General features: G+C 34.8%; 21 protein-coding genes. 11 read left to right on the forward strand and 10 right to left on the reverse strand.

The features are described 5' to 3' along the window. The first annotated feature begins 9 nt into the window (after nucleotides 1–9). Nucleotides 10–2226 (forward strand): heavy metal translocating P-type ATPase, encoded by a 2217-nt coding sequence (locus QYS49_RS06780; RefSeq protein WP_308350961.1) that lies wholly within the window; start codon nucleotides 10–12, stop codon nucleotides 2224–2226. A 2-nt stretch (nucleotides 2227–2228) separates the two neighbouring features. Here QYS49_RS06780 and QYS49_RS06785 read toward each other — a convergent pair whose 3' ends face one another. Together QYS49_RS06785 and QYS49_RS06790 are read right to left on the reverse strand one after the other, a co-directional pair. Then, nucleotides 2229–2753 carry an NADPH-dependent FMN reductase gene (locus tag QYS49_RS06785; RefSeq protein WP_308350962.1) on the reverse strand — a complete coding sequence of 175 codons (525 nt, stop codon included), beginning with the start codon at nucleotides 2751–2753 and terminating at the stop codon, nucleotides 2229–2231. Nucleotides 2754–2826: 73 nt separating this feature from the next. Continuing rightward, nucleotides 2827–3417 (reverse strand): YceI family protein, encoded by a 591-nt coding sequence (locus QYS49_RS06790; RefSeq protein ID WP_308350963.1) that lies wholly within the window; start codon nucleotides 3415–3417, stop codon nucleotides 2827–2829. Nucleotides 3418–3551: 134 nt separating this feature from the next. Here QYS49_RS06790 and QYS49_RS06795 point away from each other — a divergent pair, with 134 nt between their 5' ends. The 5 genes from QYS49_RS06795 to pncA all read left to right on the forward strand — a co-directional run bounded on the left by QYS49_RS06795 (nucleotide 3552) and on the right by pncA (nucleotide 8439). Continuing rightward, entirely contained in the window at nucleotides 3552–4370 is an 819-nt protein-coding gene (locus tag QYS49_RS06795) for a purine-nucleoside phosphorylase (protein ID WP_308350964.1), read from the forward strand. Between the two features lie 219 nt (nucleotides 4371–4589). Further along, on the forward strand, nucleotides 4590–5795 hold the full coding sequence (locus tag QYS49_RS06800; protein ID WP_308350965.1) for a porin: 1206 nt from the start codon (nucleotides 4590–4592) through the stop codon (nucleotides 5793–5795). An 84-nt stretch (nucleotides 5796–5879) separates the two neighbouring features. Next, nucleotides 5880–6404, forward strand: coding sequence for a macro domain-containing protein (locus tag QYS49_RS06805; protein ID WP_308350967.1), 525 nt, complete (start codon nucleotides 5880–5882; stop codon nucleotides 6402–6404). 20 nt (nucleotides 6405–6424) lie between these two features. Then, the gene (locus QYS49_RS06810; protein WP_308350968.1) at nucleotides 6425–7837 is read left to right on the forward strand and encodes a nicotinate phosphoribosyltransferase; all 1413 of its coding nucleotides are present in this window, start codon (nucleotides 6425–6427) and stop codon (nucleotides 7835–7837) included. Continuing rightward, a complete protein-coding gene (gene pncA, locus QYS49_RS06815) occupies nucleotides 7834–8439 on the forward strand; it encodes a bifunctional nicotinamidase/pyrazinamidase (RefSeq protein ID WP_308350969.1) in 606 nt (201 codons plus the stop codon). The genes QYS49_RS06810 and pncA overlap by 4 nt, the downstream gene beginning before the upstream one ends. Nucleotides 8440–8442: 3 nt before the next feature. Here the strand turns inward: pncA and QYS49_RS06820 are convergent, their stop codons facing one another. The 5 genes from QYS49_RS06820 to QYS49_RS06840 all read right to left on the reverse strand — a co-directional run bounded on the left by QYS49_RS06820 (nucleotide 8443) and on the right by QYS49_RS06840 (nucleotide 13412). Beyond that, nucleotides 8443–8736 carry a hypothetical protein gene (locus QYS49_RS06820; RefSeq protein WP_308350970.1) on the reverse strand — a complete coding sequence of 98 codons (294 nt, stop codon included), beginning with the start codon at nucleotides 8734–8736 and terminating at the stop codon, nucleotides 8443–8445. 174 nt (nucleotides 8737–8910) lie between these two features. After that, nucleotides 8911–9312 (reverse strand): hypothetical protein, encoded by a 402-nt coding sequence (locus QYS49_RS06825; RefSeq protein ID WP_308350971.1) that lies wholly within the window; start codon nucleotides 9310–9312, stop codon nucleotides 8911–8913. A 47-nt stretch (nucleotides 9313–9359) separates the two neighbouring features. Next, nucleotides 9360–10817, reverse strand: coding sequence for a TolC family protein (locus QYS49_RS06830; protein WP_308350972.1), 1458 nt, complete (start codon nucleotides 10815–10817; stop codon nucleotides 9360–9362). After that, the gene (locus tag QYS49_RS06835; protein ID WP_308350973.1) at nucleotides 10810–12153 is read right to left on the reverse strand and encodes an ABC transporter permease; all 1344 of its coding nucleotides are present in this window, start codon (nucleotides 12151–12153) and stop codon (nucleotides 10810–10812) included. The genes QYS49_RS06830 and QYS49_RS06835 overlap by 8 nt, the downstream gene beginning before the upstream one ends. After that, entirely contained in the window at nucleotides 12153–13412 is a 1260-nt protein-coding gene (locus QYS49_RS06840) for an efflux RND transporter periplasmic adaptor subunit (protein ID WP_308350974.1), read from the reverse strand. The genes QYS49_RS06835 and QYS49_RS06840 overlap by 1 nt, the downstream gene beginning before the upstream one ends. A 271-nt stretch (nucleotides 13413–13683) precedes the next feature. Here QYS49_RS06840 and QYS49_RS06845 point away from each other — a divergent pair, with 271 nt between their 5' ends. Then, nucleotides 13684–14451 (forward strand): class I SAM-dependent methyltransferase, encoded by a 768-nt coding sequence (locus QYS49_RS06845; RefSeq protein WP_308350975.1) that lies wholly within the window; start codon nucleotides 13684–13686, stop codon nucleotides 14449–14451. 326 nt (nucleotides 14452–14777) lie between these two features. After that, nucleotides 14778–17666, forward strand: a complete 2889-nt coding sequence (locus tag QYS49_RS06850) for a TonB-dependent receptor (protein ID WP_308350976.1) — start codon at nucleotides 14778–14780, stop codon at nucleotides 17664–17666. 390 nt (nucleotides 17667–18056) lie between these two features. Here the strand turns inward: QYS49_RS06850 and QYS49_RS06855 are convergent, their stop codons facing one another. Further along, nucleotides 18057–19574, reverse strand: coding sequence for a fasciclin domain-containing protein (locus QYS49_RS06855; protein WP_308350977.1), 1518 nt, complete (start codon nucleotides 19572–19574; stop codon nucleotides 18057–18059). A gap of 329 nt (nucleotides 19575–19903) precedes the next feature. Here QYS49_RS06855 and QYS49_RS06860 point away from each other — a divergent pair, with 329 nt between their 5' ends. Then, nucleotides 19904–21613 (forward strand): amidohydrolase, encoded by a 1710-nt coding sequence (locus tag QYS49_RS06860; protein WP_308350978.1) that lies wholly within the window; start codon nucleotides 19904–19906, stop codon nucleotides 21611–21613. 250 nt (nucleotides 21614–21863) lie between these two features. On the opposite strand, the gene QYS49_RS06865 is transcribed toward QYS49_RS06860, so the two are convergent. After that, nucleotides 21864–22334, reverse strand: a complete 471-nt coding sequence (locus tag QYS49_RS06865; RefSeq protein WP_308350979.1) for a hypothetical protein — start codon at nucleotides 22332–22334, stop codon at nucleotides 21864–21866. Between the two features lie 163 nt (nucleotides 22335–22497). Here QYS49_RS06865 and QYS49_RS06870 point away from each other — a divergent pair, with 163 nt between their 5' ends. After that, the gene (locus QYS49_RS06870; protein ID WP_308350980.1) at nucleotides 22498–23604 is read left to right on the forward strand and encodes a 2Fe-2S iron-sulfur cluster-binding protein; all 1107 of its coding nucleotides are present in this window, start codon (nucleotides 22498–22500) and stop codon (nucleotides 23602–23604) included. A 144-nt stretch (nucleotides 23605–23748) separates the two neighbouring features. Next, entirely contained in the window at nucleotides 23749–25458 is a 1710-nt protein-coding gene (locus tag QYS49_RS06875; RefSeq protein ID WP_308350981.1) for a M3 family oligoendopeptidase, read from the forward strand. Between the two features lie 72 nt (nucleotides 25459–25530). Here QYS49_RS06875 and QYS49_RS06880 read toward each other — a convergent pair whose 3' ends face one another. Next, nucleotides 25531–26439: a hypothetical protein gene (locus QYS49_RS06880; RefSeq protein WP_308350982.1), complete on the reverse strand. Its 909-nt coding sequence runs from the start codon at nucleotides 26437–26439 to the stop codon at nucleotides 25531–25533. Nucleotides 26440–26444: the final 5 nt, after the last annotated feature.

Raw genomic sequence — 26444 nt, forward strand, 5'->3', positions numbered from 1 at the left:
TATTGAAAAATGAATGCATCCAATACCATCAAAAAAACATTTCCAGTTACCGGAATGAGCTGTGCCGCTTGTGCCACAAGCGTGAGCTCTACTTTAAAAAGTACTAAAGGAGTGCAAGATGCTGATGTGAATTTCGCTACACATACAGCCTGGGCTACTTTTAATCCTGACGAGGTTTCATTGGAAGATTTAAAAACTGCTTTACAGGGTGTGGGCTATGACGCTATCATGGAGGAAGATAATGTGACAGAGAGGCAGGAGGAGGAACAAATGAAGCAGTTTCTTAAGATTAAGAAGAGTTTGATTGGCTCTGCTATTTTATCAATTCCTGTATTCATCATCGGAATGTTTTTCATGGACTGGCAAATCGGGCATTATATTTCTCTTCCTTTATCGGCTATTGTATTATTCTATTTTGGAGGGCATTTTTTCGCTGGAGCATGGAAACAGGCTCGTCACAGAAAAGCCAATATGGATACGTTAGTGGCTTTAAGTACAGGAATAGCATTTATATTGAGTGTTTTCAACACCTTTTATCCTGAATTTTGGCTGCAGAGAGGTTTGGAAGCCCATGTATATTATGAAGCAGCAGTAGTTATTATCACATTTATATCTTTAGGGAAATATTTGGAGGAGAAAGCTAAAACCAATACTTCCTCAGCCTTAAAAAAACTGATTGGCTTGCAACCTAAAACGCTAATCGTTTTAGTAAATGGGAAAGAAGAAGAAATCCCTATTAATGCCGTAAAAGAAGGATTTGAGATTTTAGTTAAACCAGGTGATAAGATTCCTGTGGATGGTCAAGTCGTGAGCGGTGATTCTTATGTAAACGAAAGCATGATCACTGGAGAGCCAGTTCCGGTTCAGAAGATTGAAGGGGCAAAGGTTTTTGCGGGTACCATTAATCAGAAAGGAAGCTTTACTTTCAAAGCTGAGAAAGTTGGGGGCGATACCTTATTAGCTTCCATTATTGAACGAGTAAAAGAAGCTCAGGGAAGTAAAGCCCCAGTTCAAAAATTGGTGGATAAAATTGCTGGAATATTTGTACCTGTAGTAATCGGGATTGCAATTTTAACCTTCATTTTATGGCAAATATTCGGTGGTGATAATGCCTTAACTCAAGGAATGTTGTCTGCCATCACGGTATTAGTGATTGCCTGTCCTTGTGCACTTGGCTTGGCAACTCCAACGGCTATCATGGTAGGAGTAGGAAAAGGAGCGGAAAACAATATGCTCATTAGGGATGCAGAAAGTTTGGAAAAAGCTTATCAGGCAGATGCCATTATCTTGGATAAAACAGGAACCATCACGGAAGGAATGCCATCCGTGGTGAATCAGAAATGGTTTTCGGAAAATGAACAACTCAAATCTATTTTATATCAAATTGAAGCAAAAAGTGAGCATCCTTTGGCTGAAGCGGTTCTAAATCAATTAAAATCGGAGGAATTATCATCAGTGAAGATGGATGCTTTTGAAAGTATTTCAGGTAGGGGAGTGAAAGCTAAATTAGGAGAGCTCAGCTATTTTGTTGGGAATTATGCATTCATGAGCGAGCAAAAAATTGAGGCTACAGATGAGATTCTAATTTCAGCTGATCAATGGGAATCCCAAGGTCAGACGGTGATTTATTTTGCTGATGAAAAGCAAATTGTGGCTTTAATTGGAATAGCCGATAAAATAAAAGAAAATGCAAAATTAAGTATACAGCAATTACGTGAGAGGGGAATGGAAGTGTATATGCTTACAGGAGATGCGGAGAAAACGGCTAGAGCTGTAGCAGATGCTGTTGGAATTGAGCATGTGAAAGCGCATTTAATGCCAGCTGATAAATCCAATTTTGTAAAAGAATTGCAATCCAAAGGAAAAGTGGTGGCTATGGTAGGTGATGGGATCAATGATTCTGAAGCTTTAGCTCAAGCCGATGTTAGTATTGCAATGGGCAAAGGTTCAGATATTGCCATTGATGTAGCTAAAATGACTTTGATAGGTTCTGATTTGCAGAATCTTCCTAAAGCTTTTCATTTATCTCAATTGACCATAAGAGGGATCAAGCAAAATCTTTTTTGGGCATTTATATACAATGTTATTGGAATTCCTTTAGCAGCTGGTTTGCTCTATCCTTTCACAGGATTTTTATTGAATCCTATGATAGCTGGCGCAGCTATGGCTTTTAGTTCTGTTTCAGTAGTCTTGAATAGCTTGAGGTTGAAGAGTATGAAGTTGTGATATTAAAACTCCAACAATTTCTTCACTTGCTCTTCAAGCAATTCACTGTAAAGTGTGTCCGTAACCTCTTCACCATCAAAATTGCTTTCAATTCTGGCTAATTTGGGCTTTAATGCTAATACATTCATCCCTAAATAATTGAAGATATCGGTCATGTGACTTAAGGCTAATCCAGCGCCTTGCATTCCAGAAGAAATGCCAACTAACGCGCATTTCTTATTTTGAAAGCTGTTCGGATATTCCATTCCATCAATAAATGCTTTAAGTGCACCAGGAAATGAACCATTATATTCAGGAATGATGAAAACATATTTATCCGAAGATCGCAACTTCTCTAAAAAGATATTGAATTCAGGGTTTTTACCATTGTTTTCATATAATGCCGTATAAACAAAATCCTTAGGCAAATCAGCAAGATCAATGATATTGGATTCCACTTGATGTTGAGTCAATAAGCTTTGATATAGATGAGCAACTTTTGCTGATACGGAGTTTTGGCGGTTTGTTCCTGAAATAATTGTGATCATTATTTTGAGCTATTTAAAAACAAAAATAGGGACATAATGTCCCTATTCAATAATTTATCTAATTAGATTTGAATTATAATGATGATAAATTAATAGTTAACTCAAAATCATCATAAATCATTTTATCGCCTAAGCCATCAAAAAATGATCCTGAGCCATATTTAACTTGCCATTTTGTTCTGTCTAATGCGAAAGAAGCTTTGGCATTTGCCTTTCCGTTTTCAACAGTTACGTTAGCAGGAAATGTAATTTTATTGGTTATTCCTTTGATCGTTAAATCACCTGCAACAAAGTGAGTAGCATCAGTTGCTTCACTTTTATCTATTGAAGTTATGGTGAATTTAGCAGTCGGGTGATCTTCAACACTGAAAAAATCATCAGATCTTAAGTGACCCATTAATTTATCTTTGTACTCACCCTCTAAATCTAATACATTAATTGTGGTCATGTCAATGATGAATGAACCTCCAGTTACTTGACCATCTTCCATTTCTAATGCACCTTCTTTAATGTCAACAGTTCCGTTGTGCTGACCTGTTACTTTTTTACCTACCCATGCAATTTGGCTTGAGTTAGTGTCTACTTTTACTTCTTTTTGTAAAACTGTAAAAGCCGCAGCCATAATTAATGCTGCCATTCCGATTGATAAAATCTTTGTTTTCATAATTCTTTAATTGTATTTACATTAAATGTAGGTACATATACTTTATAAATCAAAAAAGGTTTAAAATATTTCAAATAAATTTTTGATTATATAGGTTCTTCAATCAAATTCGGACAAAATTGTTTAAAAGAATTATGAGCACGATAAAAGAAATAAAAGAAGCAACAGATTTTATAAAAAGTGAAATAGATTTTAAACCAGAGGTTGGTATCATTTTAGGTACTGGTTTGGGAGCTTTAGTGGATGATATTAAAATAGAACACTCCATATCTTATAAGGATATTCCCAACTTCCCGGTTTCCACAGTAGAAACGCATAGTGGACACTTAATATTCGGTGAATTAAGCGGTAAGAAAGTCATCGCTATGAATGGTCGTTTCCATTATTACGAAGGCTATAGCATGAATCAAGTGGTCATGCCTGTGCGCATTATGCACTTATTAGGGATACAATATTTATTCATTTCCAATGCTGCAGGTGGTTTAAATCCAAAGCTGGAATTAAGCGATTTAATGGTTATTAATGATCACATCAATCTATTTCCTGAAAATCCTTTAAGAGGCGAAAACCTAGATGAATTTGGTGGAAGGTTTCCTGATATGTACGATGCTTATGAACCGAAACTGATTCAGTTGGCAAAAGAAGTGGCAAAAGAAGAAGGAATAGATATAAAAGAAGGTGTTTATGCAGGGGTTCAGGGACCTAATTTAGAAACACCTGCAGAATATCGTTATTTAGATAAGATTGGAGCTGATGCAGTGGGAATGAGCACAATTCCTGAAAATATAGCAGCACGTCATATTCAAATCCCTGTATTTGCTGTTTCGGTGATTACGGATTTGTGCTATCCAGAGAAATTAAAGCCAGCAGCAATTCCAGAAATAATTGGAGCTGCAATTAATGCAGAGCCTAAAATGACTACAATTTTCAAAGGCTTGCTAAATAGAATTTGATCTTAAAAGAGGTTTTGACCTGCTCTTGACCTTATGTGTATTCTTAGTATATTAAGTTAATGTTAACTTAAATTTTACTGTGTTAATATGTTAAAAGCGATTTTAATCAATAAAAACAGTTGCAATCCCATTTTGTAGATTTTATTAATTATTTGTTAACATAGTATATATAAAATTAATATTGCTTAGGCTTACTTTTGCGCAAACATTAAAATAGAAATGCGAAAAATAAGCCTAACTTTTTTAATCTTCTTTTTGATTATTCAGTCTTCTCAAGGTCAAATAGAAAAAATGCCTTACGATATTAATGGCAATTCATGGTTTGAGAATATCAAAATAGGTGGCTATGTTCAAGCCAGGTATAACAGATTGTTTGAAACAAATCCGAATCTGGATTGCGACCAATGTGATAAAAGCTGGGGCGCTGGAAATGGAATCTTTTTAAGAAGGGTCAGACTCAAATTCTCAGGAAATCTGGGTGACTATGTTTATTTCTATATTCAACCCGATTTTGCAAGTTCAGGGAGTGGCAGTGGTCAACATTACGGTCAATTAAGAGATGCATATTTTGATGTAAGTTTAGATAAGGCAAGAGAATTTCGCTTTAGATTTGGACAAAGTAAGATTCCTTACGGATTTGAAAATATGCAATCAAGTCAGAATAGACTTCCATTAGATAGAAATGATGGAATCAATAGTTCAATTAAAAATGAAAGAGAGCTTAGTTTATTATTTTATTGGGCACCTAAAGAAACTAGGGAATTGTTCAGGGAATTGGTTTCTGAGGGCTTAAAGGGTTCAGGAGATTATGGTGTAGTTGGATTTGGTGTTTTCAACGGTCAAACTGGTAATTCACCTGAACTTAATGATGCTCTTCACATTGTCGGAAGAGTTAGCTACCCTATGCAAATTGGCAATCAGATAATTGAACCAGGTATACAAGCTTACACTGGGCAATTTCAAATGCCTCAATCTAATTTAAGTGATGGCGTAAATGTAAAAGAAAGTTTAAATTATTTAGACCAAAGAGCTGCTGCTACTTTTATTTTATATCCTCAGCCTTTTGGAATCCAGGCAGAATATAACTGGGGAACAGGACCAGAATTTAATAAAAACACCAATACTATCGAGCAAACTAGTTTGGAAGGCGGTTATGCGACCTTGACATACAAAATTTCAAAATTCAAACAATTATTCTATCCATTTATGAGATATCACTATTATGACGGGGGTAAAAAGTTTGAACGCGATGCCAGAAGTTATAATGTAAGCGAACTTGAAATTGGAATGGAATGGAGACCATTAAGGGCATTTGAACTAGTAGCTCATTATACCATTTCATCAAGAAGATATGAAGATTTCCAGAATCAAGATAACCTGCAAACAGGTCGATTGTTAAGATTGCAAGCCCAAGTGAACTTTTAAAAAATAAATCAGTCTCCCATTAGTACATTCTGAAACTATTTCATTTTAGCTTCGCTTAAATAAACAATACCAAACTGAGGAATTATGAAATTTGGTAATGTGAAAATCGAAGCTATTCAAGGAGATATCACTAATCAAAATGATATCACTGCTATTGTAAATGCTGCCAATGCACAATTGCAAATGGGTGGAGGAGTAGCAGGAGCAATACATACAGCTGCCGGTAAAGAGTTGGCTGAGGAAACTAAATTTTTAGCTCCAATTAATCCTGGTCAAGCAGTTATTACGGGGGCGTATAAGCTTCCTAACAAATATATAATACATACTTTAGGTCCAGTATATGGATTTAACCAACCCGAAGAAACATTTTTAAGGAAATGCTATAAAAATTCTCTTGCTCTAGCAGAAGAAAATAATATTGATTCCATTGCATTTCCAGCAATTTCCACGGGTGCGTTTGGGTACCCCTTTGAACAGGCAACGGAAATTGCCTTCTCCTCAGTTTTGGATTTCACGAATGAAGCTAAATCAGTTAAGCTTATCCGTTTTGTTTTATTTAGCGAAAAGGATTTTCAGTATTATCAAAAGAAGCTAAATTCAATCAAATAGATTCCTTAAATAGATTTTGTATGAATTTTATTACGGGTACTTACACAGACCAATATCAACTAACAATGGCTCAGGTCTATTTCCATAATAATGGAGCAGAACAAGAAGCTGTTTTTGACTATTTTTTTAGAAAGTCACCTTTTAAAGGAGGATATGCAATTTTTGCAGGACTTGAAAATCTATTAGATATTTTGGAGGATCTTAGTTTTACGAAAAAAGATCTTGATTTTCTGAAGGCTCAGGGGTTTGATCGTAAGTTCTTGGAGTACCTCAAAGAATTTGAGTTTAAAGGGAAAGTTTATAGTGTAAGTGAAGGGGATGTAGTATTTCCCACAAGACCAGTAGTTCGAGTGGAAGGAAATATAATTGAAGCTCAACTCATAGAGACTGTATTATTAAATATTCTCAATTTTCAATCCTTAATTGCCACCAAAGCCTCAAGAATAAAATTAGTAGCGCCAGATAGAACATTGATAGATTTTGGTATGCGAAGAGCACATGCTTTTGGGAGCTACCATGCTAGTAGAGCTGCAATAATAGGTGGATTTGATGCCAGTAGTCATGTGATGGCAGGTAGAGATTTTGGAATTCCAGTTTCAGGTACAATGGCACATTCATTTATCCAGAGTTATGACGATGAATTAAGTGCTTTTCGTGCTTTTGCAAAAGTGCGTCCTGATGATTGTGTTTTATTGGTTGATACTTATGATACATTAAAAAGCGGAATCCCGAATGCCATAAAAGTGGCAAAAGAAATGGAAGCCGATGGTCATAAGTTGAAAGCTATTCGATTAGATAGTGGCGATTTATCCTACCTCGCAAAGAAAAGTAGAAAAATGCTGGATCAAGAAGGCTTAGAATATGTAAAAATTGCAGCCTCCAATCAATTGGATGAATACGTAATCAAAAGTTTGCTAGAACAAGGCGCCCCAATAGATGTAATGGGAGTTGGAACAAACTTAGTAACAGGAAAGCCAGATGCTGCTTTAGATGGTGTTTATAAATTGGCCTATACAAAAGGAAAAGCAAGGATTAAACTATCAGAAAATAAGGCTAAAATCACTCTGCCAGGTAAAAAGCAAGTATTCAGATTAAGGGATAGTCAACAACGATTAATTGGAGGAGATCTAGTCACACTTGAAGATGAAAATTCGGTAGAAGAGATGTTTCATCCTTTTGAAGCAGATAAATCAATGAAATTTTCTGATTGCCAACAGGAGCCATTATTAAAAATGGTCATGAAAAATGGTAAGCGACTTAATAAAACGAAATCCTTGAAAGAGATTCAAAAATATAGTCAAGAAAGATTGGCTGAATTCCCTATTGAATTTACAAGATTTGATAATCCTCATATTTATAAAATTGGATTGAGTAAAAATTTATTGGATTTAAGAAATCAATTAGTAACTGAAGAAAAAGAAAAGGCTTTATGAAAACCTTAATTATAGTAGATCCCCAATACGACTTTATGCCTGGAGGCTCTTTAGAAGTTGAAAAAGGGGATGAAATTATACCTGTTATTAATTCCATCTCTGATGAATTTGAATTAATAGTGGCTACACAAGATTGGCACCCTGATGGACATAGCAGCTTCGCCTCCAGTCATAACGGCAAAAAGCAATTTGATAAAATAGAATGGAAGGGTATGGAGCAAGTTTTATGGCCGGATCATTGCGTTCAGGGTTCAAAAGGAGCAAATTTCCATGAAGCTTTAAAAATTGATAGTGTTGAAGCAATTTTTAGAAAAGGAATGAATCCTGATATTGACAGCTACAGTGGTTTTTATGATAATGAGCATAAAAAAAGCACTGGATTAAGCGGTTATTTAAAAGAGAAAAAGGCGAGTGAATTATATTTCTGTGGGTTGGCCGCTGACATATGTGTTTATTTCACTTTAAAAGATGCAATCAATGAAGGTTTTAAAGTGAACTTAATTGAAAATGCAACTCGCCCTCTGGATGAAGGCGATTTTGCTGAACAGAAGAAAGAATTAAAATCCCTAGGGGTTAATATTTTAAAAAGCACAGAATTATAAATTCTAGCCTATCAGTCTTTTTTTAAGGTAATTATTAATATCCAATAGAGCATCAATAATATTGTCTGCCATTTTTTGGCGATACCCATTCACTCTTTGATTTATAAGCTGACCAGATTCTCCATTAAAAGCAAATCTGCCAATAGTTTTATTGTTTTTGATCTCATAAATCAATATTTCATAAATTGATATGTCTATTCCATTGTGATAACCTGTTCCCATTTTCCAGCTTAAATCCCTTCTTTCTTTAATGGTATGATTTAATAAATCAACCAATGCGTTTTTATTTAAATTCATGATGATCAATGAGTTGTTTCCATTTACAATTTAAAGAAAATATTTTCACTCTAAAAGTGATATATTGATATTTAGCATAAAAACAAAATTAAAATCTGAATAAACAGATATTTAAAGTTAAATGCTTGGTATTTAGTATAGAGAGTTCGCGATTAGATTTTGGGGCTAGATGAATTACCCCATATAATCTCCCGTTTTTTGACGGCATTCTTTGGCCTTCTTTTTGGAAATTATTTTCCAGAATGGGTTTCTTAAAAATAAGGCAGTTTTTACAAATATATTATGCATATTTCTCTGAAATCCTGAATGAAATTTCGAGGCATTTTTGGGCATTACTACATACTCATAACCAAATCTTTGAGTAACCTTGTCCATACATGGGTTTCCGTATAATATATTCTTTGTATTCTTTATGTAAATACTAAGAAGTTTACGGTTTGGAAATTCATTTTCAGGCTCTAGTTCCGGCTCCTGTTTTATTTTCTCAGTTGAATTTTCCTTATAATTAATTTGGCTAAATCCTTCAAACGAAAATAAATAAATGCTTAAAATGAAGAAAAGTATGCATTTAATCATAATACAAACATCATAAAATAATTTAAAATGCCGACTTTTTTAATGATTTATTCGATTAAACGTCTGTTTTCTTTGAAATCATATAGGGTTAATTGCCTTAAATTAAAATAGGCTTGCCAAAAATTTCCTAAGGAATTGATATAATCTCTTTTGGCTTGGTCTTTTTCCGTAAGCGCTATGGATAAATCTGTAATGCTTATTTTACCAATTAAATATCGGTTTTTAGCGATATTATATCTTCTTTGAGAGATGTCATCAGCTTTTTGCGTAATCGCTACTTGGTCTCTTAACATTTCTAGGGTGCGGACTTGAGTATATACTTCTTGCTCAAAATTCACCTTTTCCTGCTCTACAGTATATTGCACTAATTGGTAATTGGCTGCAGCTGTTTTTACTCTAGATTTTTGTCTGCCCCAATCTACAATTGGTATAGTAAACCCTAATTGTACTCTTTGCTGATTTTCGGGTGTTTGGTAAATAGCCGGTAATTGATCTCCTTGATTCGTTAATCCAAAACTACCAAACAGATTCATATTTAAACCTGTTTCTCCTTGTGCACGATCCACCTCCTTATCAGCTTCTAAAAGTCTCCTTTTAAATCCAATGGCCTCTTGTCTATTGTTTAGAGCCTCTTGTAATGCTAAATCTGGATCAATTATAAAATTTGGAATATCTTCAGGGACCACCAAATTTAATTCTTCATTGTTTTTTAATCCTAAAAAAGCTTTTAAAGCTAACTGACTGGTCTCTAAATCCAGATTGGCTTGAGCTACAGCTTGTCTGGAATTCATCAAGCTTAATTCCAATTGCAAGAGTTCGTTTTCAGGTATTTTACCTAATTCATATCTTCCTTGAGCTATTTTATAAATGGTATCATTATTCCCTAAGTTCTTTTGAGCTATCTCAAGACTTACTTGCGCGCTTAATAAATTAAAAAAACGAGTCGCAACATTTTTGGATATTTGTTCAAACTCTTCAACGAATTCTCTTTTTGATTCTTCATATCTTAATGGTTCAATTTTTTTATCCCACTTTAACTCGTTGAAGCTAAAAAGGGGCTGACTGAAACCTATTGATAATGGATCTCCCCCATAGGTGAAATTGTTTTGTTCGAAATTATCGAATCGATTGACTGTACTACTCATGAATACTCTTCCGCCCGTTAACCCAATTTGTTGTTCAAGATTTAATGAGACATTTGAATTGCTATTAAAAACAGAAATATATTCTGTAGATCCGTCTGGCTGAGGAGTTGGGCTCACTGACCTGTTGAAGTTAGGTAAAGTTCCGCTTAAACTCAATTGAGGCACAAAGTTAGACTTATAAACTCTGTATTGCCAATATCTATTTTCTTTGATGGTTTCTGCTCGCTTATAGGCTGGAGATTGCGTTTTGGCTATTTGTATAACCTCTTCCAAAGTATAAGTTTGCTGAGCAATTGAATTATGGCTTACAGAAGCCAAGCTTATAAAAATAATTATGCTAAAAAAGTATTTTCTATTCATATCTTAAAGAAGTTATAGGGTCTTGGTTAGCGGCTCTTCTTGCCGGTGCAATCCCGAATATTAAACCAACTGTGGCTGCAACACCAAATGAAATTACGATTGATATCCCACTTACAATGGTTGGGATTTCAGCAAAGGAGGCAACCAAATAAGCAAAAATAATTCCTAGAATAACACCTATGATTCCTCCGCTTATGCTGATCATGACTGCCTCTAGCAAGAATTGTAAAACTACATCTGATTTTTTAGCTCCCAATGATAATCTTAAGCCGATTTCTTTGATTCTTTCCATTACTGAGGCCAACATAATATTCATGATACCTATACCACCTACTAAAAGTGATATGCCAGCTATGGCGCCTAATACGATATTAAAAATATTTTTAGTTTTTTGTTGTTGCTTGAGTAACAGTTCAGGAATAGTGACTTCAAAATCTACTTTATCATAATGTCGCCTTTTGAGCATGCGAGAGATAATTTCGGCTGTAGCGCCTAAATTATCAGATTCTTCCACTTGAACTGTAAGCTTATCAATTTGATGATAGTTAGTGCTTCCTTGATTTTGATTGTTGCCGTTTTCATCATCATTCCGAGAATTGGCTTTTTTTAGTTGGGCTTGTGTAAGTGCTGCTCTGTTTCGGTAATTAACTAGGACGGTCTGCACGGGTGTATAAATATCCATATTGAAATCTCTCAGCCCAAGGTTATCTAAGCTTTTTTGACTATAAACCCGCTCTTTTAAAACGCCTATTACTTCCAACCAATGAGGGCCCACTTTAATCATTTTTCCGACAGGATTGGTATTCGGAAAGAACCGTGCTTTAACAGATTTTCCAATAATGCAAACTCGGCTTCCATTTGTTAAGTGGTTTTGAATAAACATTTCTCCTTCATTCAGTTCAAATGCTGATAAATTAAAATAGGCCGGATCTACACCAACCAATTTGGCGGATCTTCTGATTCCGTTTCGGATTACATAAGTCTCAAGGATGATTTCAGGACTAACTGCCGTAATTCCAGGTATTATTTCTTTGATACTTTCTGCATCTGCTAAGCTTAAACCAGGGCTAAACTTCTTTTTCTCCTTTTTGCCGTTGCCTTGTTCCTGCAGGTTTTCTTCGGTTTGCTCTACAATAGGCTCAATTACAATATTATTGACCCCTACTAATTTTATTTGATTAAGAATTTCTTGTTGTGCTCCATTCCCAATCGCTAGCATGGCAATTACGGCTGCCACACCAAAAATAATACCCAAAGCTGTTAAAAAAGATCGGGTTTTATTGGCGACTACTGCCTCAAAGGCAATTCCTAAATTCGCTAATATTTTTTCCTTCATTAATTTTTGGGAGCTTTTAAAAGCGAAACATCCTTTTTCTCCATTCCCTCAGGTGCAATTAAATATATTTTTTCGCCAGCGTCTATGCCTTGATTTACAATAACCTCATTAGCATTTGCCTTTCCTAATTCAACCTGCTGTTTGATGGTTTCTAAACCTGATTTTTTGTAAACAAAAGCAATAGAGTCACCTTGATTGAAAACTGATTCCAAGGGAACATATGTAGCTTGGGGCACCACATCAGTAATAATTTCATTAGCTGTGCTCATGGCAGGTCGCAATGTGGTATCCGATTCATTTATTTCAACCTTCACTTCAAATACTTTAGCATCAGAATTTGGTCTTTGCTCACCTACATTTGCAACATAAATGACTTCACCACTTAATTCTTTATCAGGAAAAGCATCTAATCCGATATTTACATGTTGACCTTTTGCAATTTTTCTGATATCTACTTCATTAACAAAAGTAGTGGAAATCATGGTGGATAAATCAGGTAATGTGGCCACTGTTGGATCCCAAGCGCCAATGGAGGCACCCTCTGATTTTTTAGACCCGTCATATTCTCTTACATATATGACCATTCCATCTTCAGGAGCTGTAATATTAAATTTCTTTCTCAGTTCAATTAAAAAATCTCTTTCATCTCTGTCTTCTGATAATTCTGCAGCGGCTTCTTGCATTTGAGCTACAGCTTTATCTTTTCTTAATAGGTAATTTTCTTTGGCTTGTTTAAAAGCTCGTTTTGCTTTGCTTAAATCAATTTCAGCTTGTTTTATAGTTGCGGGTGGCTCAAATTGAGATTGTTCTAACACTAATTTTTTCTCCTCAACAGCAAATTCAAGATTAATTAATTCATCTCGTGATTGGCGTAGAGTAAGCGCAGTATCCAATTTGGTTTGGGTATATTGAGATAGACTTTGTTGATATTCATTTTCTACATTTCGTAATCTGTCGGATAGTTCTGAGGCATCTAAACTGGCAACAAAATCACCTTTCTCTACTACTGAGCCTTCATCTACTAATTTATCAATCTTCACATTCCATAACCTAGCAGCACGTAAGCCAGAAGGGCCAGTAATTTTGATAGAATTTTTGGCTTCCAGTTCTCCGGTTGTTGTAATGGCTATTACAAAATCTCCTGCTTGAGCTTCGGTCATTATTTCAATACTTTCGGTAGTGCCACTACCTCTAAAGGTGAAAAAAGCAATTATGATGAGTATTATTACAGAACCTGCTATGATGAGTTTTTTATTCATTTTATTTTTTTAAAGAGCATTATCAACGGTTGAATTGTAAAATTATTGATAATTAATTGAAGTTTTACAACCACCTATCAATTAATTGAACCTACTAAGTGAATAGTTTAATTGTAATCATTTGATTGAAAGGTTTATATATAGGATGAATGTTTTTTTAAATAGTTTTATCATTTTGATTAAAACTTCCGTCCGCATATGAAGATACGCAAATGTATGAGTTGCTAGAAGATTCAAGCAATTTATTACCTTTGCAAGCCAATAGTAGCTTATGAAAAAAATTATCAGTTTTATATTAAGAAATGTTCCTCGTAAATATATTCAGAGAATAAGTGGGATTAGCTTAAAAATCATTGGTCTTTTTTACAAAGGAGACAATGTCTATTGCCCTATAAACGGAAAAGGGTATAAGAAATTTTTGCCTTATGGAAGAGTAAATCCTAGAGAAAACGCGCTTTGTCCAGATACACTTTCTTTAGAAAGACATCGGTTGATTTGGCTTTATTTGAAAGAGAAAACCAATTTCTTTGAAAGCAAGCTAAAGGTGTTACATGTAGCTCCGGAACAATGTTTCATGGATCGGTTTGAAAAATTACATGGAGATGACTATATCACAGCTGATATTGAATCGCCTCTAGCAAAAGTAAAAATGGATATTCATGATATTCCATTTCCAGCCAATACATTCGATGTGGTTTTTTGCAATCATGTAATGGAACATGTTGAGGATGATATTAAAGCAATGAGCGAACTATATAGAGTTCTGAAACCAGGAGGCTGGGGGATTTTACAAATCCCTTTTTTTGAACCGGTTCCTGAGAAAACTTTTGAGGATAATAGTATTACCGATCCTAAAGAGAGAGAAAAAATATTTGGACAGGACGATCATGTGAGACTTTATGGAAAAGATTATCCCGATCGATTAAGAAAAGCAGGATTTAAAGTAACAGAAGATAATTATGTAAATGAACTACCTGAATATAGAGTGAAAAAATATGCCTTACCTAAAGGAGAGCTTATCTATAAAGTTGAAAAATAGATAAAGCTGTTATGTTTTATTTAAATGTTTTATAATTGAAAATTTTACAAATTCCCATAGCTTTATCCTTCATAGCTGAAAATTATCAATTCTTTATAGTAAAATTTAGGCTATTCATCAATAAAAATGTGTAATCGAAAAGATAATTTTAATTTTTCGCCATTAATTGTATTAATTTATTTAAAATTGTTGGTTAAACAGCTTAAATAACTAGTATTTTTCATTAATTTGATATAAGATTTTTAAAACTATTCTCTATGGAAATGTATTTACTCAAAAGAACCGCCTTAATTATCTGTCTGCTAATAGGTATAAATTGGCAAGGGATGGCACAGAAAACTCAAATTTCAGGGACTGTCATTGATAGTGATTCAAAAGTCCCACTAATTGGTGTGAATGTGGTAGTGAAAGGAAAAGTATTAGGAACCACCACTGATTTTGATGGGAATTTTGATTTTAGCGTCAACCTACCAACTCCTCTCACCTTGCAATTTAGCATGGTAGGTTATAAAATGGAAGAATATACTATCGATGGAAATAATTCTGCTACAGGTATAAAAATAGCTTTAAATGAAGAGTTGATCATGGGGCAGGAAGTCGTAGTTTCTGCTTCTCGTGTGGAGGAAAGTATATTGAAATCTCCGGTTTCTATTGAGAAAATGGATGTTTTAGCTATTCAACAAACTCCAGCAGATAATTATTACAAATCTATTGGTTATTTGAAAGGAGTGGATGTTACCCAAAGTAGTATCAATTTTCAAATTGTAAATGCTAGAGGGTTTAATTCAACTGGAAATACTAGGTTTGTTCAGTTAACAGATGGAATGGATACACAAGCACCAGCATTAAACTTTCCGATAGGTAACTTGAACGGTCCTTCTGAATTAGATGTAGAAAGTGTGGAAATGATACCAGGAGCAGCTTCTGCACTTTATGGACCCAATGCCTTCAATGGAATATTATTAGTGAATTCTAAATCACCTTTTGAATATCAGGGCTTAAGTGCATTTGCTAAAGTAGGAATGAACCACTTTGGTGCTGATACAGAAGCTGGTGCACCTTCAACTCCTCAACCAATGTATGAAGCATCAGTTCGATATGCAAAATCACTATTTAATGACCGTTTTGCTTTTAAGGTAAATGGAAGTTATATGCAAGCATTGGATTGGTATGCTACCAATTATACTACTGACCGAGAATCAGAAAGACAAGGTAATCTTTCTTTCAATCCAGGAAGTGATTATCCTAATACAATGGGAGATGAAGCTAGTGTTAATGCAGCATTTTTAGGAACAGCTATTCAATCAGCTTTCGCAGCAGATGGAACGGCAAATGACAATAATACTTTTGCTAGTTTAAGGACTCTTTATAGTGGTATTATGTTTCAAGGCTCTGCTCCAAAAGACAATCAAAATTTCACGGATTATTTGGCCTTTGCACCAAATCAAGTTGTTTCAAGAACACCTTATGAAGAGCACCAACTTATAAATTATGATGCTAGAAACTATAAATTAAATGCTTCTGCTCATTACAGAATTACTGATAATATTGAAGGTATTTATCAATGGAATTATGGTTCAGGAACCTCTATATACACTGGAGCACAGCGATATTCATTATCAGATTTTAGTATTCAACAACATAAATTAGAATTAAAATCAACTGATTGGTTTATTAGAGGGTACGGAACTTTTGAGAATTCTGGTAATTCATATATTACTGAATTCTTAGGGAATCAGGTCAATACTTCCTTTTCTAGTAACAATAAATGGTTTGCAACTTACACTGCTAATTATCTGAAACAAATAAGTAGGGATTATACACCAGCAGAATTAGCCAATTTACAAAGCACAGATCCCCAATCATTCATTAATTTACAAGAACAGGCTTTTACTGCTGCAAGAGATGCTGCAGACAGAAGTAGATATGAACCTGGTTCGGATGCATTTGAGGAAGCTAAAGAACGTGCTTTAGCATCAGGTACGGTGCCTAATGGTCCAAGCTTTGCTGATATGACTAAAATGTATCATGCTGAGGCTCAATATGACTTAACTTCAAAGATTGATTTTGCCTCCATACAGGTAGGGGCTTCTTTTCGATTATATGACTTGAACTCTAATGGAACTATATTTCCTGACACAGTAGGTAATGATATCTCTATTGCAGAATATGGAGCCTATCTCCAAGCTAGTAAGCAGGTTTTAGATGATAAATTGAAATTAACAGGATCTGCAAGGGTAGATAAAAATGAAAATTTTGACGCTGTTTTCAGTCCTAGGTTTTCAGCTGTTTTTGAAGTAGCAAAAAACAATAATATTCGAGCTTCATTTCAAACAGGTTTTAGAAACCCAACTACTCAAGGTCAGCATATCAATTTGAATATTATTTCAAGCAGACTATTAGGAGGTCTTCCTCAATACGCAAATGCTTATGGCATTGGTACTGACCCCAATATTTATACGCTAGAGTCTGTGAATGCTATGATCAATAACTTATATTCAACAGGAAGTTTTGATGAATCATTCCTCGATAATGAAAACACTTTAAATTATGAATCAGTAAAACCAGAGCAAGTTCAATCTTTTGAAGTAGGTTATAAAAGCTTGATCAATAAAAAAATTATGATTGATGCTGTTTATTATTATAACCAATATAATGATTTCATCACACAACAAAGGGTTAGAAAAGCACAAGCTAATCCTGATGGGTCTCCAAATTTAGGAAGTTTGCTTCAAGGTAATGCTGATAATACTTTCCAAATATATACAAATGCAAGTCAGCAAATTACATCGCAAGGCGCAGCAATTGGGGTTGATTACGCCATTGGTAGCGGTTATACTGTTGGTTCTAACTACAATTGGAATGTTTTAAACACAGAAAATGCTGAGGGGCAAAGTTTTGTTTTTGGATTCAATACTCCAGAGCACAAATTCAACTTAAAATTCGGGAACAGAAAATTAACTGATAAAATTGGTTTTAATGTTGCTTATAGATGGCAATCAGAATTCTATTGGGAGTCATCATTTGGCGATGGCAATATTCCAGCTTTTGGAACATTGGATGCACAAGTTTCTTATAAGCTACCATTTAAAACCTTGTTGAAAGTAGGAGGAAGTAATCTTACGAATGATTACTACATTCAAAGTTTTGGAGCACCTAATGTAGGGGCAATATATTATGTTTCTTTAACTTTTGATCAGATGATGAATAGGTAATCTCCACCGAACTCAAAAGAAAGGTAACTACATTAAAGTGGTTACCTTTTTTTATTATAGTATAAAAACATAAATCTTAGACCATTTATTTCAATAGCTTTGAGCACTTAAATGGTTATGAAAGTAAAATTTTGAAGCTCGTAAACCATAGTCTAATGAGTAAAAACTTGAAAATTAGAATACACCGTTTACGGTATAATACAAAGTGAAATAATAACCCTTGATGCCTTCTTGAAATTGTCAATTATTTGTATTAACGACTGTACCAAAACTCAAACACAAATACATTTGTCTTCGTATTCAATTACATCCTTTATATGTTGATACAAAAAAAAGAGACTGCTCTAACGAACAGTCTCTCTTAATTCAGAATATATTATTACTTACAACTTAAAAAGCATCAGCAATTACTTTTACATCAATTGTAATTGAACCAGTTCCATTAGTATCATTAACCTCAGCAACTTTAACTAATCCGAATAAACCACCTCTTGCATCATCTAATTTGAATGCAATTACACTACCTTCCTCTAAGTTAGTAGCGTCCGGATTTGATGTTAATTCAGAATTTGCAACTCCTGCAACTTGAGCATTAGTAACAATGCCGTCAAATTCAGCAGCACTTAAACTGGTTACTTGAAATCTTGTAGCATTTCTTGTTTCAAAAATATCTGCGATAGGTAAATCAACAGATGAGAAAACTGAATTCAAGTCTTCAGAATCAATAGCACCAAGAGAAACTTCATTAGTTGCTCCGTAGTAGTAAGCAAAATCAATAGAGGCAGAAGCATCTCTTGAAGCACCATAGCCACTGGTAGCATTTGCAATCACATTGTAGAAACTTGGACTTGAGCTCCCTTGTGATCCTAATAACACTGCAGAGTAAGAATTAGAATTAGAAGAAACAAATCCTGCTATTGCATGAACAGTACCATTTCCTGTAACATTATCAGGCGAAACCACTGCTGCACCACCAATTGATAATGTCGGATTACCTTGGAATTCAGTTGGAGCTACTGTTACTTCACCACCTAAAGTAGTTAATGTATTATCTCCACCTGCAAGTTGTCCTTGGATGTCTGCAGCTGCTAGGTTGTCACCAACGATAACATGATTTAAAATTACAGCTTCCAAAAATCCAACATCAGCAGTAGATGGATCAATACCCGCTCCATCAAATACAGCATTTACTGGAGCAAATACAGTATAACTTCCTTGTCTATCAGCTAAAATTTGAGCGAAAGGAGTATCGCCTCGTTCTGCTCTTGCAGCATCTACTCTTTGGATAGCAATCGCTAAATCAGAGAAATCTGCTCCTAATAATAAAGTACCTGAAACAGTCCCTAAAATTGGAGTTAATTGCGCACCAATAGAAGGTGGAATTAAAACAGAGTTAGTTTCATGGATGATACCTGTGGTTGTTTTGATATCAGTGTCACCTAAAGTGATTTCAGGATTAGTAGCTCCAGTTTCTAAAGTACCGTTATTTACAATGATAACTTCGTCATTATAAGCCGTTGTAAGTTCACCAGATAAATCAGCAGCAGCAATTTCTTGACCTACTACAACATGGTAAGTCAAAACCGCTTTAATAATACCAGGATTAATGGTAGTGATATCTTGCGGGAAACCAGGGGTTTCTAATAATGAAGCAAAAGCAGCATTATTAGGTGCAAATAAAGTTTTCTCGGATGCTGAATTTAATGTTGAAACTAAATCTGGATATACACTAACATACTTTATTAGTGAATCATATCCTCCTAAATCAGTTAGTGTTTCTACAATATTATTTTCCGGTTCTGGTTCTGGATCTTCACCACATGACGTGATCATAAATGCCGACATTACTACGAATAGCATCGCTAGTAACGAGCTGGTCGATTTTAAAAATAAATTTTTCTTCTTCATAATAGTTTTAATTTGTTTAATAGTTGTGAAAATAGGTAAATAAACCACAATCCTAAAATATTGTTATAATTTTTTGTTATGCATAACGAGTATTTCATGAAATATTTATTTGCCAATACTGAAACAGACACTATAAAGTCTACTTTGGTTGTAAAAGTTTAGAATATTTAGAATATAAATTAATTTGAAATTTTAGTGAAAAATCCAGAGTTAGGCTATATTAGTCAGCTATTAAAATTATTGTTCCTAAGTAATTTTCCATTTAAATAATCTTTATTGTATTTCAGGCAATTTCAAATTACTTTCAAACAAATTTTAAAAAACACACAATGAAAATAAAATCTTTACTATCCATATTGGCAATTTTCAGCTTTCTGAGTTGTCAAAATCAACAAGAATCAGCGGATTTAATAATTAAAGGAGGTAACATTTATACAGTAAATGAAAACCAACCCACTGTGGAAGCAGTAGCTGTTAAAAATAATAAAATTTTATTTGCAGGAAGTGAAGCAGAAGTTGAGCAATATCTGTCTGAAAATACGAAGCAGGTTGATTTAGCAGGGAAAACCATGACTCCTGGTTTTATTGAAGGTCATGGTCATTTTATGGGCTTAGGTTATAATGAATTGAATGTTGATTTATTACAAACTAAAAGCTATGATGAAGTCATACAAAAAGTAAAAGAAGCAGTGGATGCTGCAAAGCCAGGTGAATGGATAACTGGTAGAGGTTGGCATCAAAGCAAATGGAATAAAATGCCTAATAACACTATTGACGGTTTTCCTTTGCATCATGCCATTAGTGAAGTTTCCCCTGATAATCCCGTTTATTTAAGGCATGCAAGTGGTCATGCTGGAATGGCAAATGAAAAAGCTATGCAAATTGCTGGAGTTCTTCCTTTATCTAAAGAAAGCATGGCAAATCTAGATGTTGAAGGTGGCGAAATTTTCAGGGATGAGCAGGGAAATCCAACAGGAGTTTTCAACGAAAGAGCGATGACATTGATCACGCAACATATTCCTGAGAGTACACCAGAAAAAGATCAAAAAGCTTTTGAATTAGCAGTAAAAGCTAGTCACCGAAACGGAATTACAAGTTTTCATGATGCTGGAATTGGCAGAGAAAATATTCAGCTTTATCGTGATATGAAGGCAGATGGAAAATTGGATGTGAGGATGTACGCTATGTTAACAGGTTGGGATAAGGAATTATTAAATGAATGGTATGAAAAAGGACCTGAAGTGGATAGTACTCATCTTTTAACTATCCGCTCTATCAAATTAAATTGCGATGGTGCTTTAGGTTCAAGAGGTGCTTGGCTTTTAGAAGAATATACTGACCAACCAGGTCATTTCGGACATGAGACTTTGCCAATGAGTTTTGTTTATACTACTTCCAATCAGGCATTGAAAACAGGTTTTCAAGTTTGCTCACATGCAATAGGAGATAGAGCCAATCAGGAAATCCTAGATAGATATGAAAAGGCGATGAATGAAAATGCGGATCTAACTGACAACCACAGATTCAGAATTGAACATGCTCAGCATTTACATCCTGATGATATTCCAAGATTTGCTGAATTAGGTGTAATTCCAGCTATGCAAGCTGTTCATATGTCATCAGATAGGCCTTGGGCAATTGATAGATTAGGAGAAAAGCGAATTAAAGAAGGGGCTTATATGTGGCAAGCCTTGTTGCAATCAGGAGTACCTATTGTAAATGGAACCGATGTGCCGGTTGAGCCAATCGATCCATTAGCTTCTTTTTATGCAAGCGTTAGCCGTAAAACCTTAGAAGGAACTCCAGAAGGAGGTTACGAACCAGAGCAAAAAATGACCAGAGAGCAGGCTTTAAGATCTTATACTTTGGATGCGGCTTATGGTGCTTTTGAAGAAGACATTAAAGGCTCAATTGAAGTAGGTAAATTAGCCGATTTCACCATTTTTGATAAAGATATCATGACTGTTCCTGAGGATGAAATCCTTGAAACAAATGTGGCTATGACTATTTTTGATGGGAGAGTGGTTTTTGAGAAATAAGTTTAAAAGCCTTATTAGGGAAAAGGTTTATGCGATATTGGTCTTTTAGAAAAATCCTTGTTCAGTGCGTTCCCGAATTTTAATCGGGAACGCACTGAACGGGAAAAGTAGTAAACTTAACTCTTTTATGCTATTGAAATAGGTTTGTAATTTCAGTGTCCATGGTTAGTGGCACAGCAACCATCCGATACACAAAAAAAGGTCTGATAAAATCAGACCTTTTTTCATTATTAGAAACTGTCGCTTTTTGTCAACTGTCAACTGTAGCATAGCTCTCCATATTTTCAGGAAGCTTAATATTCGCCAACAATTTCTCTTCCAGTAAATCTGCCCAGGCAAACATATAATCCACCACATCTTCTTTATTGTTGTGATAGAGTTTTACACCTCTTTCGCCCATATATCTTCTAACTTCTTGGTTTTTCAATCTTTCCAGTTCAATCATGTCTTTTCTTTCCAAGCCTGAATCCATCATACTAGAGATAATTTCATCCATCGGCATTGCACTGGTGCTACAATAGTCTTCTACTTGGTCTGTCCAATCACCAGATTTTCTCATGGCATATTCATGAATTTCTCTTTTGCTGTAAGGAGTTAGTTCCTGTGCTAAATGCCCGCAATTACAACCGCCCATATGTCCCCATTGGTAATGAAAGCCCTCCTGAATCTTTCGGGCAGCAGTTCTAATTGCTTTAATGAGTTTTATATTTGCTCTTGCCATAATTATGTTTTCTTTTTGTAACTATCGAGTCAGCTTAAAAGTTTATTATTGAAATGAATTTTGAAGCATTTTTGGAATTAATAAGTGAAAATTGTTAAAGCTTGTTAATTTTGCTTAACTATTATAGAAACATTGAGTTATCTCAAATAAAAATTTAAAAAGCATGGCGTTTAATTTTTTCAAAAAGAAAGAAAATAAAGAAGATAAAAAATCAAAAAGATATAAGGAACTGACGGTTCGACAAGTCATCAATGCAACAGCGGATGCTATTGTAATTGAATTTGAACAACCTGAATGGGAATTGAGCTATACCGCAGGTCAATTTTTAACACTTATCACTGACATAAATGGCGAAAGTGTAAGAAGAGCTTATTCTTTATGTACTTCTCCTTTGGTGGATGAATATCCTGCCGTAACGGTGAAAAGAGTGGAGAATGGTAAAATGTCCAATTACTTGAATGACAATCTTAAAGCTGGCGATAAAATTCAGGTATTGGAGCCAATGGGGAATTTTACAACTACTGTGGAGGCTGATAAAAAGCGTCACCTGATTATGTTTGCTGGTGGTAGTGGTATCACGCCTATGATGGGAATATCAAAATCAATTCTACATGCAGAGCCAGATAGCATTATATCATTGATTTATGCCAACAGAAATTTGGAATCTGTAATCTTCAAAAAGCAATTTGATAAGTTGGAAGATGATTACGAAGGAAGAATGCATGTCATTCATATATTGGATGATGCGCCTATCAACTGGCAGGGCGAATCTGGTTTATTAAATGAGGAAATGCTTCAAAAGATATTGGACAGAATTCCTAATTGGGGAAATGATCAAACACAATATTTAATGTGTGGCCCGGAAGGAATGATGAAAAATGTGGAGCAATACCTTGAGAATTTCGGGGTGGATAAAGCCAATGTTTATAAGGAAAGCTTTGTACAGGGTACCATTGATAAAGAAGAAAAGAAATCTGGAAATGAAGCCCAAGGACAAGAATACGAAGTAACTATATTGTTTGATGGCGAAGAATATAAATTCCCAGTTCCAGCAGATAAGTCTATTTTAGAGACCGCTTTGGATTTAGATATTGATTTACCATTCTCTTGTCAAAGTGGATTGTGTACTGCATGTAGAGGTAAATTATTATCAGGAACTGTTCATATGGAAGAGGATGAAGGTTTGTCTGATGCAGAAAAGGAAGAAGGCTTTGTCTTAAACTGTGTAGGGCATCCTACATCTGCTGATGTAAAAATTGAAATAGGATAACTTTTCATTAAATAATGAGTAAAAAATAAAGAGGGCTACTGTCCTCTTTTTTTGTATCCAGATACTGTCATCTCGGAAATTAAATTCATTTAATTTAAATAATGAATTTAATTAGCCGTGATCTAAAATTTTAAAATACTAAACATGGAATTCGAAATAAAAGAAAGACAATTTTTACCTAAGGATTTTAAAGTAAAAGATTGGGAGACTTTAAAACCTTATTTTGATAAATTATTAGAAGAAGAAATTAATTCCACCCAGGATTTAGAGAATTGGTTTGCCAAATTAAGTGAACTGGAAGCGGTTGTTTCAGAAGATATGGCTTGGCGCTATATTAAAATGACCTGCGACACTTCAGATGAAAAATTAGCTGCCTCTTTTGAGGATTTTGTTCGTAATATCCAGCCTCATATTGCCCCTTATAGTGATAAATTGAACAGGAAGGCTTTGGCTTCTCCTTATTTAGCTTCAGTTAAAGAGAAAGAAGGCTATAATATCATGATTCGGGAAATGGAGAAAGATGTGAAAATCTTCAGAGAGGAAAACATTCCACTGGAAACCGAGATTGCAAGCCTCTCTCAAAAATATGGCTCTATTTCCGGGGCAATGGACATTGAGCATGAGGGCAAGGAAATGACGTTGCAACAGGCAGCTGTAATGTTACAATCCACCGATAGGGAATTAAGGGAAGAAATCTATCGTAAAATATCTTCCAGAAGATTAGCCGATAAAGAAAAACTGGATAAGCTATTTACTGAACTGATACAGTTAAGAACCAAAGTGGCTAAAAATGCTGGTTTTGAAAATTACCGTGATTTTATGTTTGCCTCCATGGGCCGCTTCGATTATTCACCTCAGGATTGTTTTGATTTCCATGATTCTGTGAAGTCAGAAGTAGTGCCCTTGCTGGATGAAATAGCAAAGAATAGAAAGGAAAAGCTAGAACTGGATACATTAAGACCATGGGACAAAGCTGTTGATATTTCTGGAAAGGAAGCTTTAGAACCTTTTAATGGAGCTGATGATTTGACTCAGAAAACCATTAAAGTATTCAATAAATTAGACCCATTTTTAGGCGATTGTTTAGTAAAGATGGTAGAAATGAAACATCTGGACTTGGATTCCAGAAAAGGGAAATCGCCAGGAGGTTATAATTATCCGCTTTCCGAAACAGGAGTTCCTTTTATATTCATGAATGCCACATCTACTTTGCGAGATATGGTGACACTATTGCATGAAGGCGGACATGCAGTGCATTCTTTCCTAATGAATGATTTGGAATTGAATGATTTCAAAAATCCGCCATCTGAAGTAGCCGAATTGGCTTCCATGAGTATGGAGTTGATTACCCTTGATTATTGGGATATTTTCTTTGATAATGAAGAGGATTTAAAAAGAGCCAAAACAGAACATCTGGAAGGAATTATTGAGACATTGCCTTGGGTGGCCACTATCGATAAATTCCAGCATTGGATTTATGAAAATCCGGAGCATACCGTAGCCGAAAGAACAAAAGCATGGAATGATATTCTGGATGATTTTTCAGATTCCATTACAGATTACGCTGGTTTGGAGAAATTCAAAGACAGTCTGTGGCAGAAGCAATTGCATTTATATGAAGTGCCATTTTACTATATAGAATATGGAATGGCACAATTAGGAGCAGTAGCAGTTTGGAAGAACTATAAAACAGATCCTAAAAAAGGATTGGATTCCTATATGAAAGCTTTAAGGATGGGGTATACCAAATCTATTCCTGAAGTTTACGAAGCAGCTGATATCAAATTTGATTTCAGCAAAAAGAACATCAGCGAATTGATGAACTTTGTAAAAGAGGAAATGCAGAAACTTTAATAATTGATAAAATTTACTTTTTAAAAAGGAACGCTCAATCGTGCGTTCCTTTTTTTAAATCGATTTCTACATCTAAAATCCAATCTTCAATTCCTCTCTATAAGTACTATCCTTTACACCATTTTTATTCCAATAATCCAGCATAATTCTTTCTTTAAGGGTGGCGGTAGTCGTCATTATTTCACCTTTTTCAGGATAAGTTTCTTCCCACTTTTCTATTTGATAAGGATGTTGATTTTTATAAAATATTGATAATTCACGCTCCAATTCAGGGATTTCAATTTTGAGTTCGTTTAAATCATCACTCTTGATTTTACTGATATTGGCAGTATAAGACTTTAATTCTTTGTGCTTTAATCGCAAATACTGGGTGGAAGGAAATAATTGGATTTCACCTTCAGGAATTTGATTGGGATCCAAACGCAATAAGGTCCAAAGCTCATCTTCCAGCCATATTTTTTCTAGATTCATTCTCACATCTCCTTCACTTTCAAAATAGGAGCGAGCTAGTAATTTGTATTTATTCCTTTTATTATTCAGTTGCATAAAAACATGACCGCACCATTCCTGAACCGAGGTGGTAATTTTTCTCGCATGTAAATCATTATCAGGATAAACTGGGGAGAATACAGAGGTCATAATAGAGTAAGGATAAATTCCCGTATTGAATTTTTTAGTGAAATTAAGTTTCAATACTTTTTCGGCATCATCCCCAGCTTCTTTGGGATTATCCAGTTTTACTTGCTTGCTTTTAGAGAAATCCTCTGTTACATAAATAAGAACAGCTTCACCTTTTCTTTTTGCTCCATATCGGATTTGCTCTAAATCATAGGAAGTCAATTCTGCTTTGCCTTGATACCAATAGTCTCCAAACTGTTCATTAAGCTTTAAATTCACTTTTTCTTGTGAAGGCTTGTCGTCTTTTTGTGCACAGGCTTGAAATAAAATTAATAAAAACGGAAAGAGTAGAAGGTTTTTCATGGTTT

Source organism: Marivirga salinae (genome assembly GCF_030503855.1).
In the GTDB taxonomy this organism is placed as follows: domain Bacteria; phylum Bacteroidota; class Bacteroidia; order Cytophagales; family Cyclobacteriaceae; genus Marivirga; species Marivirga salinarum.

Bases quoted from the DNA above. Each gene is read 5' to 3' on its own strand.
- QYS49_RS06780 (WP_308350961.1), top strand. From the start codon at position 10: ATGAATGCATCCAATACCATCAAAAAAACATTTCCAGTTACCGGAATG.
- QYS49_RS06785 (WP_308350962.1), bottom strand. From the start codon at position 2,753: ATGATCACAATTATTTCAGGAACAAACCGCCAAAACTCCGTATCAGCA.
- QYS49_RS06790 (WP_308350963.1), bottom strand. From the start codon at position 3,417: ATGAAAACAAAGATTTTATCAATCGGAATGGCAGCATTAATTATGGCT.
- QYS49_RS06795 (WP_308350964.1), top strand. From the start codon at position 3,552: ATGAGCACGATAAAAGAAATAAAAGAAGCAACAGATTTTATAAAAAGT.
- QYS49_RS06800 (WP_308350965.1), top strand. From the start codon at position 4,590: ATGCGAAAAATAAGCCTAACTTTTTTAATCTTCTTTTTGATTATTCAG.
- QYS49_RS06805 (WP_308350967.1), top strand. From the start codon at position 5,880: ATGAAATTTGGTAATGTGAAAATCGAAGCTATTCAAGGAGATATCACT.
- QYS49_RS06810 (WP_308350968.1), top strand. From the start codon at position 6,425: ATGAATTTTATTACGGGTACTTACACAGACCAATATCAACTAACAATG.
- pncA (WP_308350969.1), top strand. From the start codon at position 7,834: ATGAAAACCTTAATTATAGTAGATCCCCAATACGACTTTATGCCTGGA.
- QYS49_RS06820 (WP_308350970.1), bottom strand. From the start codon at position 8,736: ATGAATTTAAATAAAAACGCATTGGTTGATTTATTAAATCATACCATT.
- QYS49_RS06825 (WP_308350971.1), bottom strand. From the start codon at position 9,312: ATGATTAAATGCATACTTTTCTTCATTTTAAGCATTTATTTATTTTCG.
- QYS49_RS06830 (WP_308350972.1), bottom strand. From the start codon at position 10,817: ATGAATAGAAAATACTTTTTTAGCATAATTATTTTTATAAGCTTGGCT.
- QYS49_RS06835 (WP_308350973.1), bottom strand. From the start codon at position 12,153: ATGAAGGAAAAAATATTAGCGAATTTAGGAATTGCCTTTGAGGCAGTA.
- QYS49_RS06840 (WP_308350974.1), bottom strand. From the start codon at position 13,412: ATGAATAAAAAACTCATCATAGCAGGTTCTGTAATAATACTCATCATA.
- QYS49_RS06845 (WP_308350975.1), top strand. From the start codon at position 13,684: ATGAAAAAAATTATCAGTTTTATATTAAGAAATGTTCCTCGTAAATAT.
- QYS49_RS06850 (WP_308350976.1), top strand. From the start codon at position 14,778: ATGGCACAGAAAACTCAAATTTCAGGGACTGTCATTGATAGTGATTCA.
- QYS49_RS06855 (WP_308350977.1), bottom strand. From the start codon at position 19,574: ATGAAGAAGAAAAATTTATTTTTAAAATCGACCAGCTCGTTACTAGCG.
- QYS49_RS06860 (WP_308350978.1), top strand. From the start codon at position 19,904: ATGAAAATAAAATCTTTACTATCCATATTGGCAATTTTCAGCTTTCTG.
- QYS49_RS06865 (WP_308350979.1), bottom strand. From the start codon at position 22,334: ATGGCAAGAGCAAATATAAAACTCATTAAAGCAATTAGAACTGCTGCC.
- QYS49_RS06870 (WP_308350980.1), top strand. From the start codon at position 22,498: ATGGCGTTTAATTTTTTCAAAAAGAAAGAAAATAAAGAAGATAAAAAA.
- QYS49_RS06875 (WP_308350981.1), top strand. From the start codon at position 23,749: ATGGAATTCGAAATAAAAGAAAGACAATTTTTACCTAAGGATTTTAAA.
- QYS49_RS06880 (WP_308350982.1), bottom strand. From the start codon at position 26,439: ATGAAAAACCTTCTACTCTTTCCGTTTTTATTAATTTTATTTCAAGCC.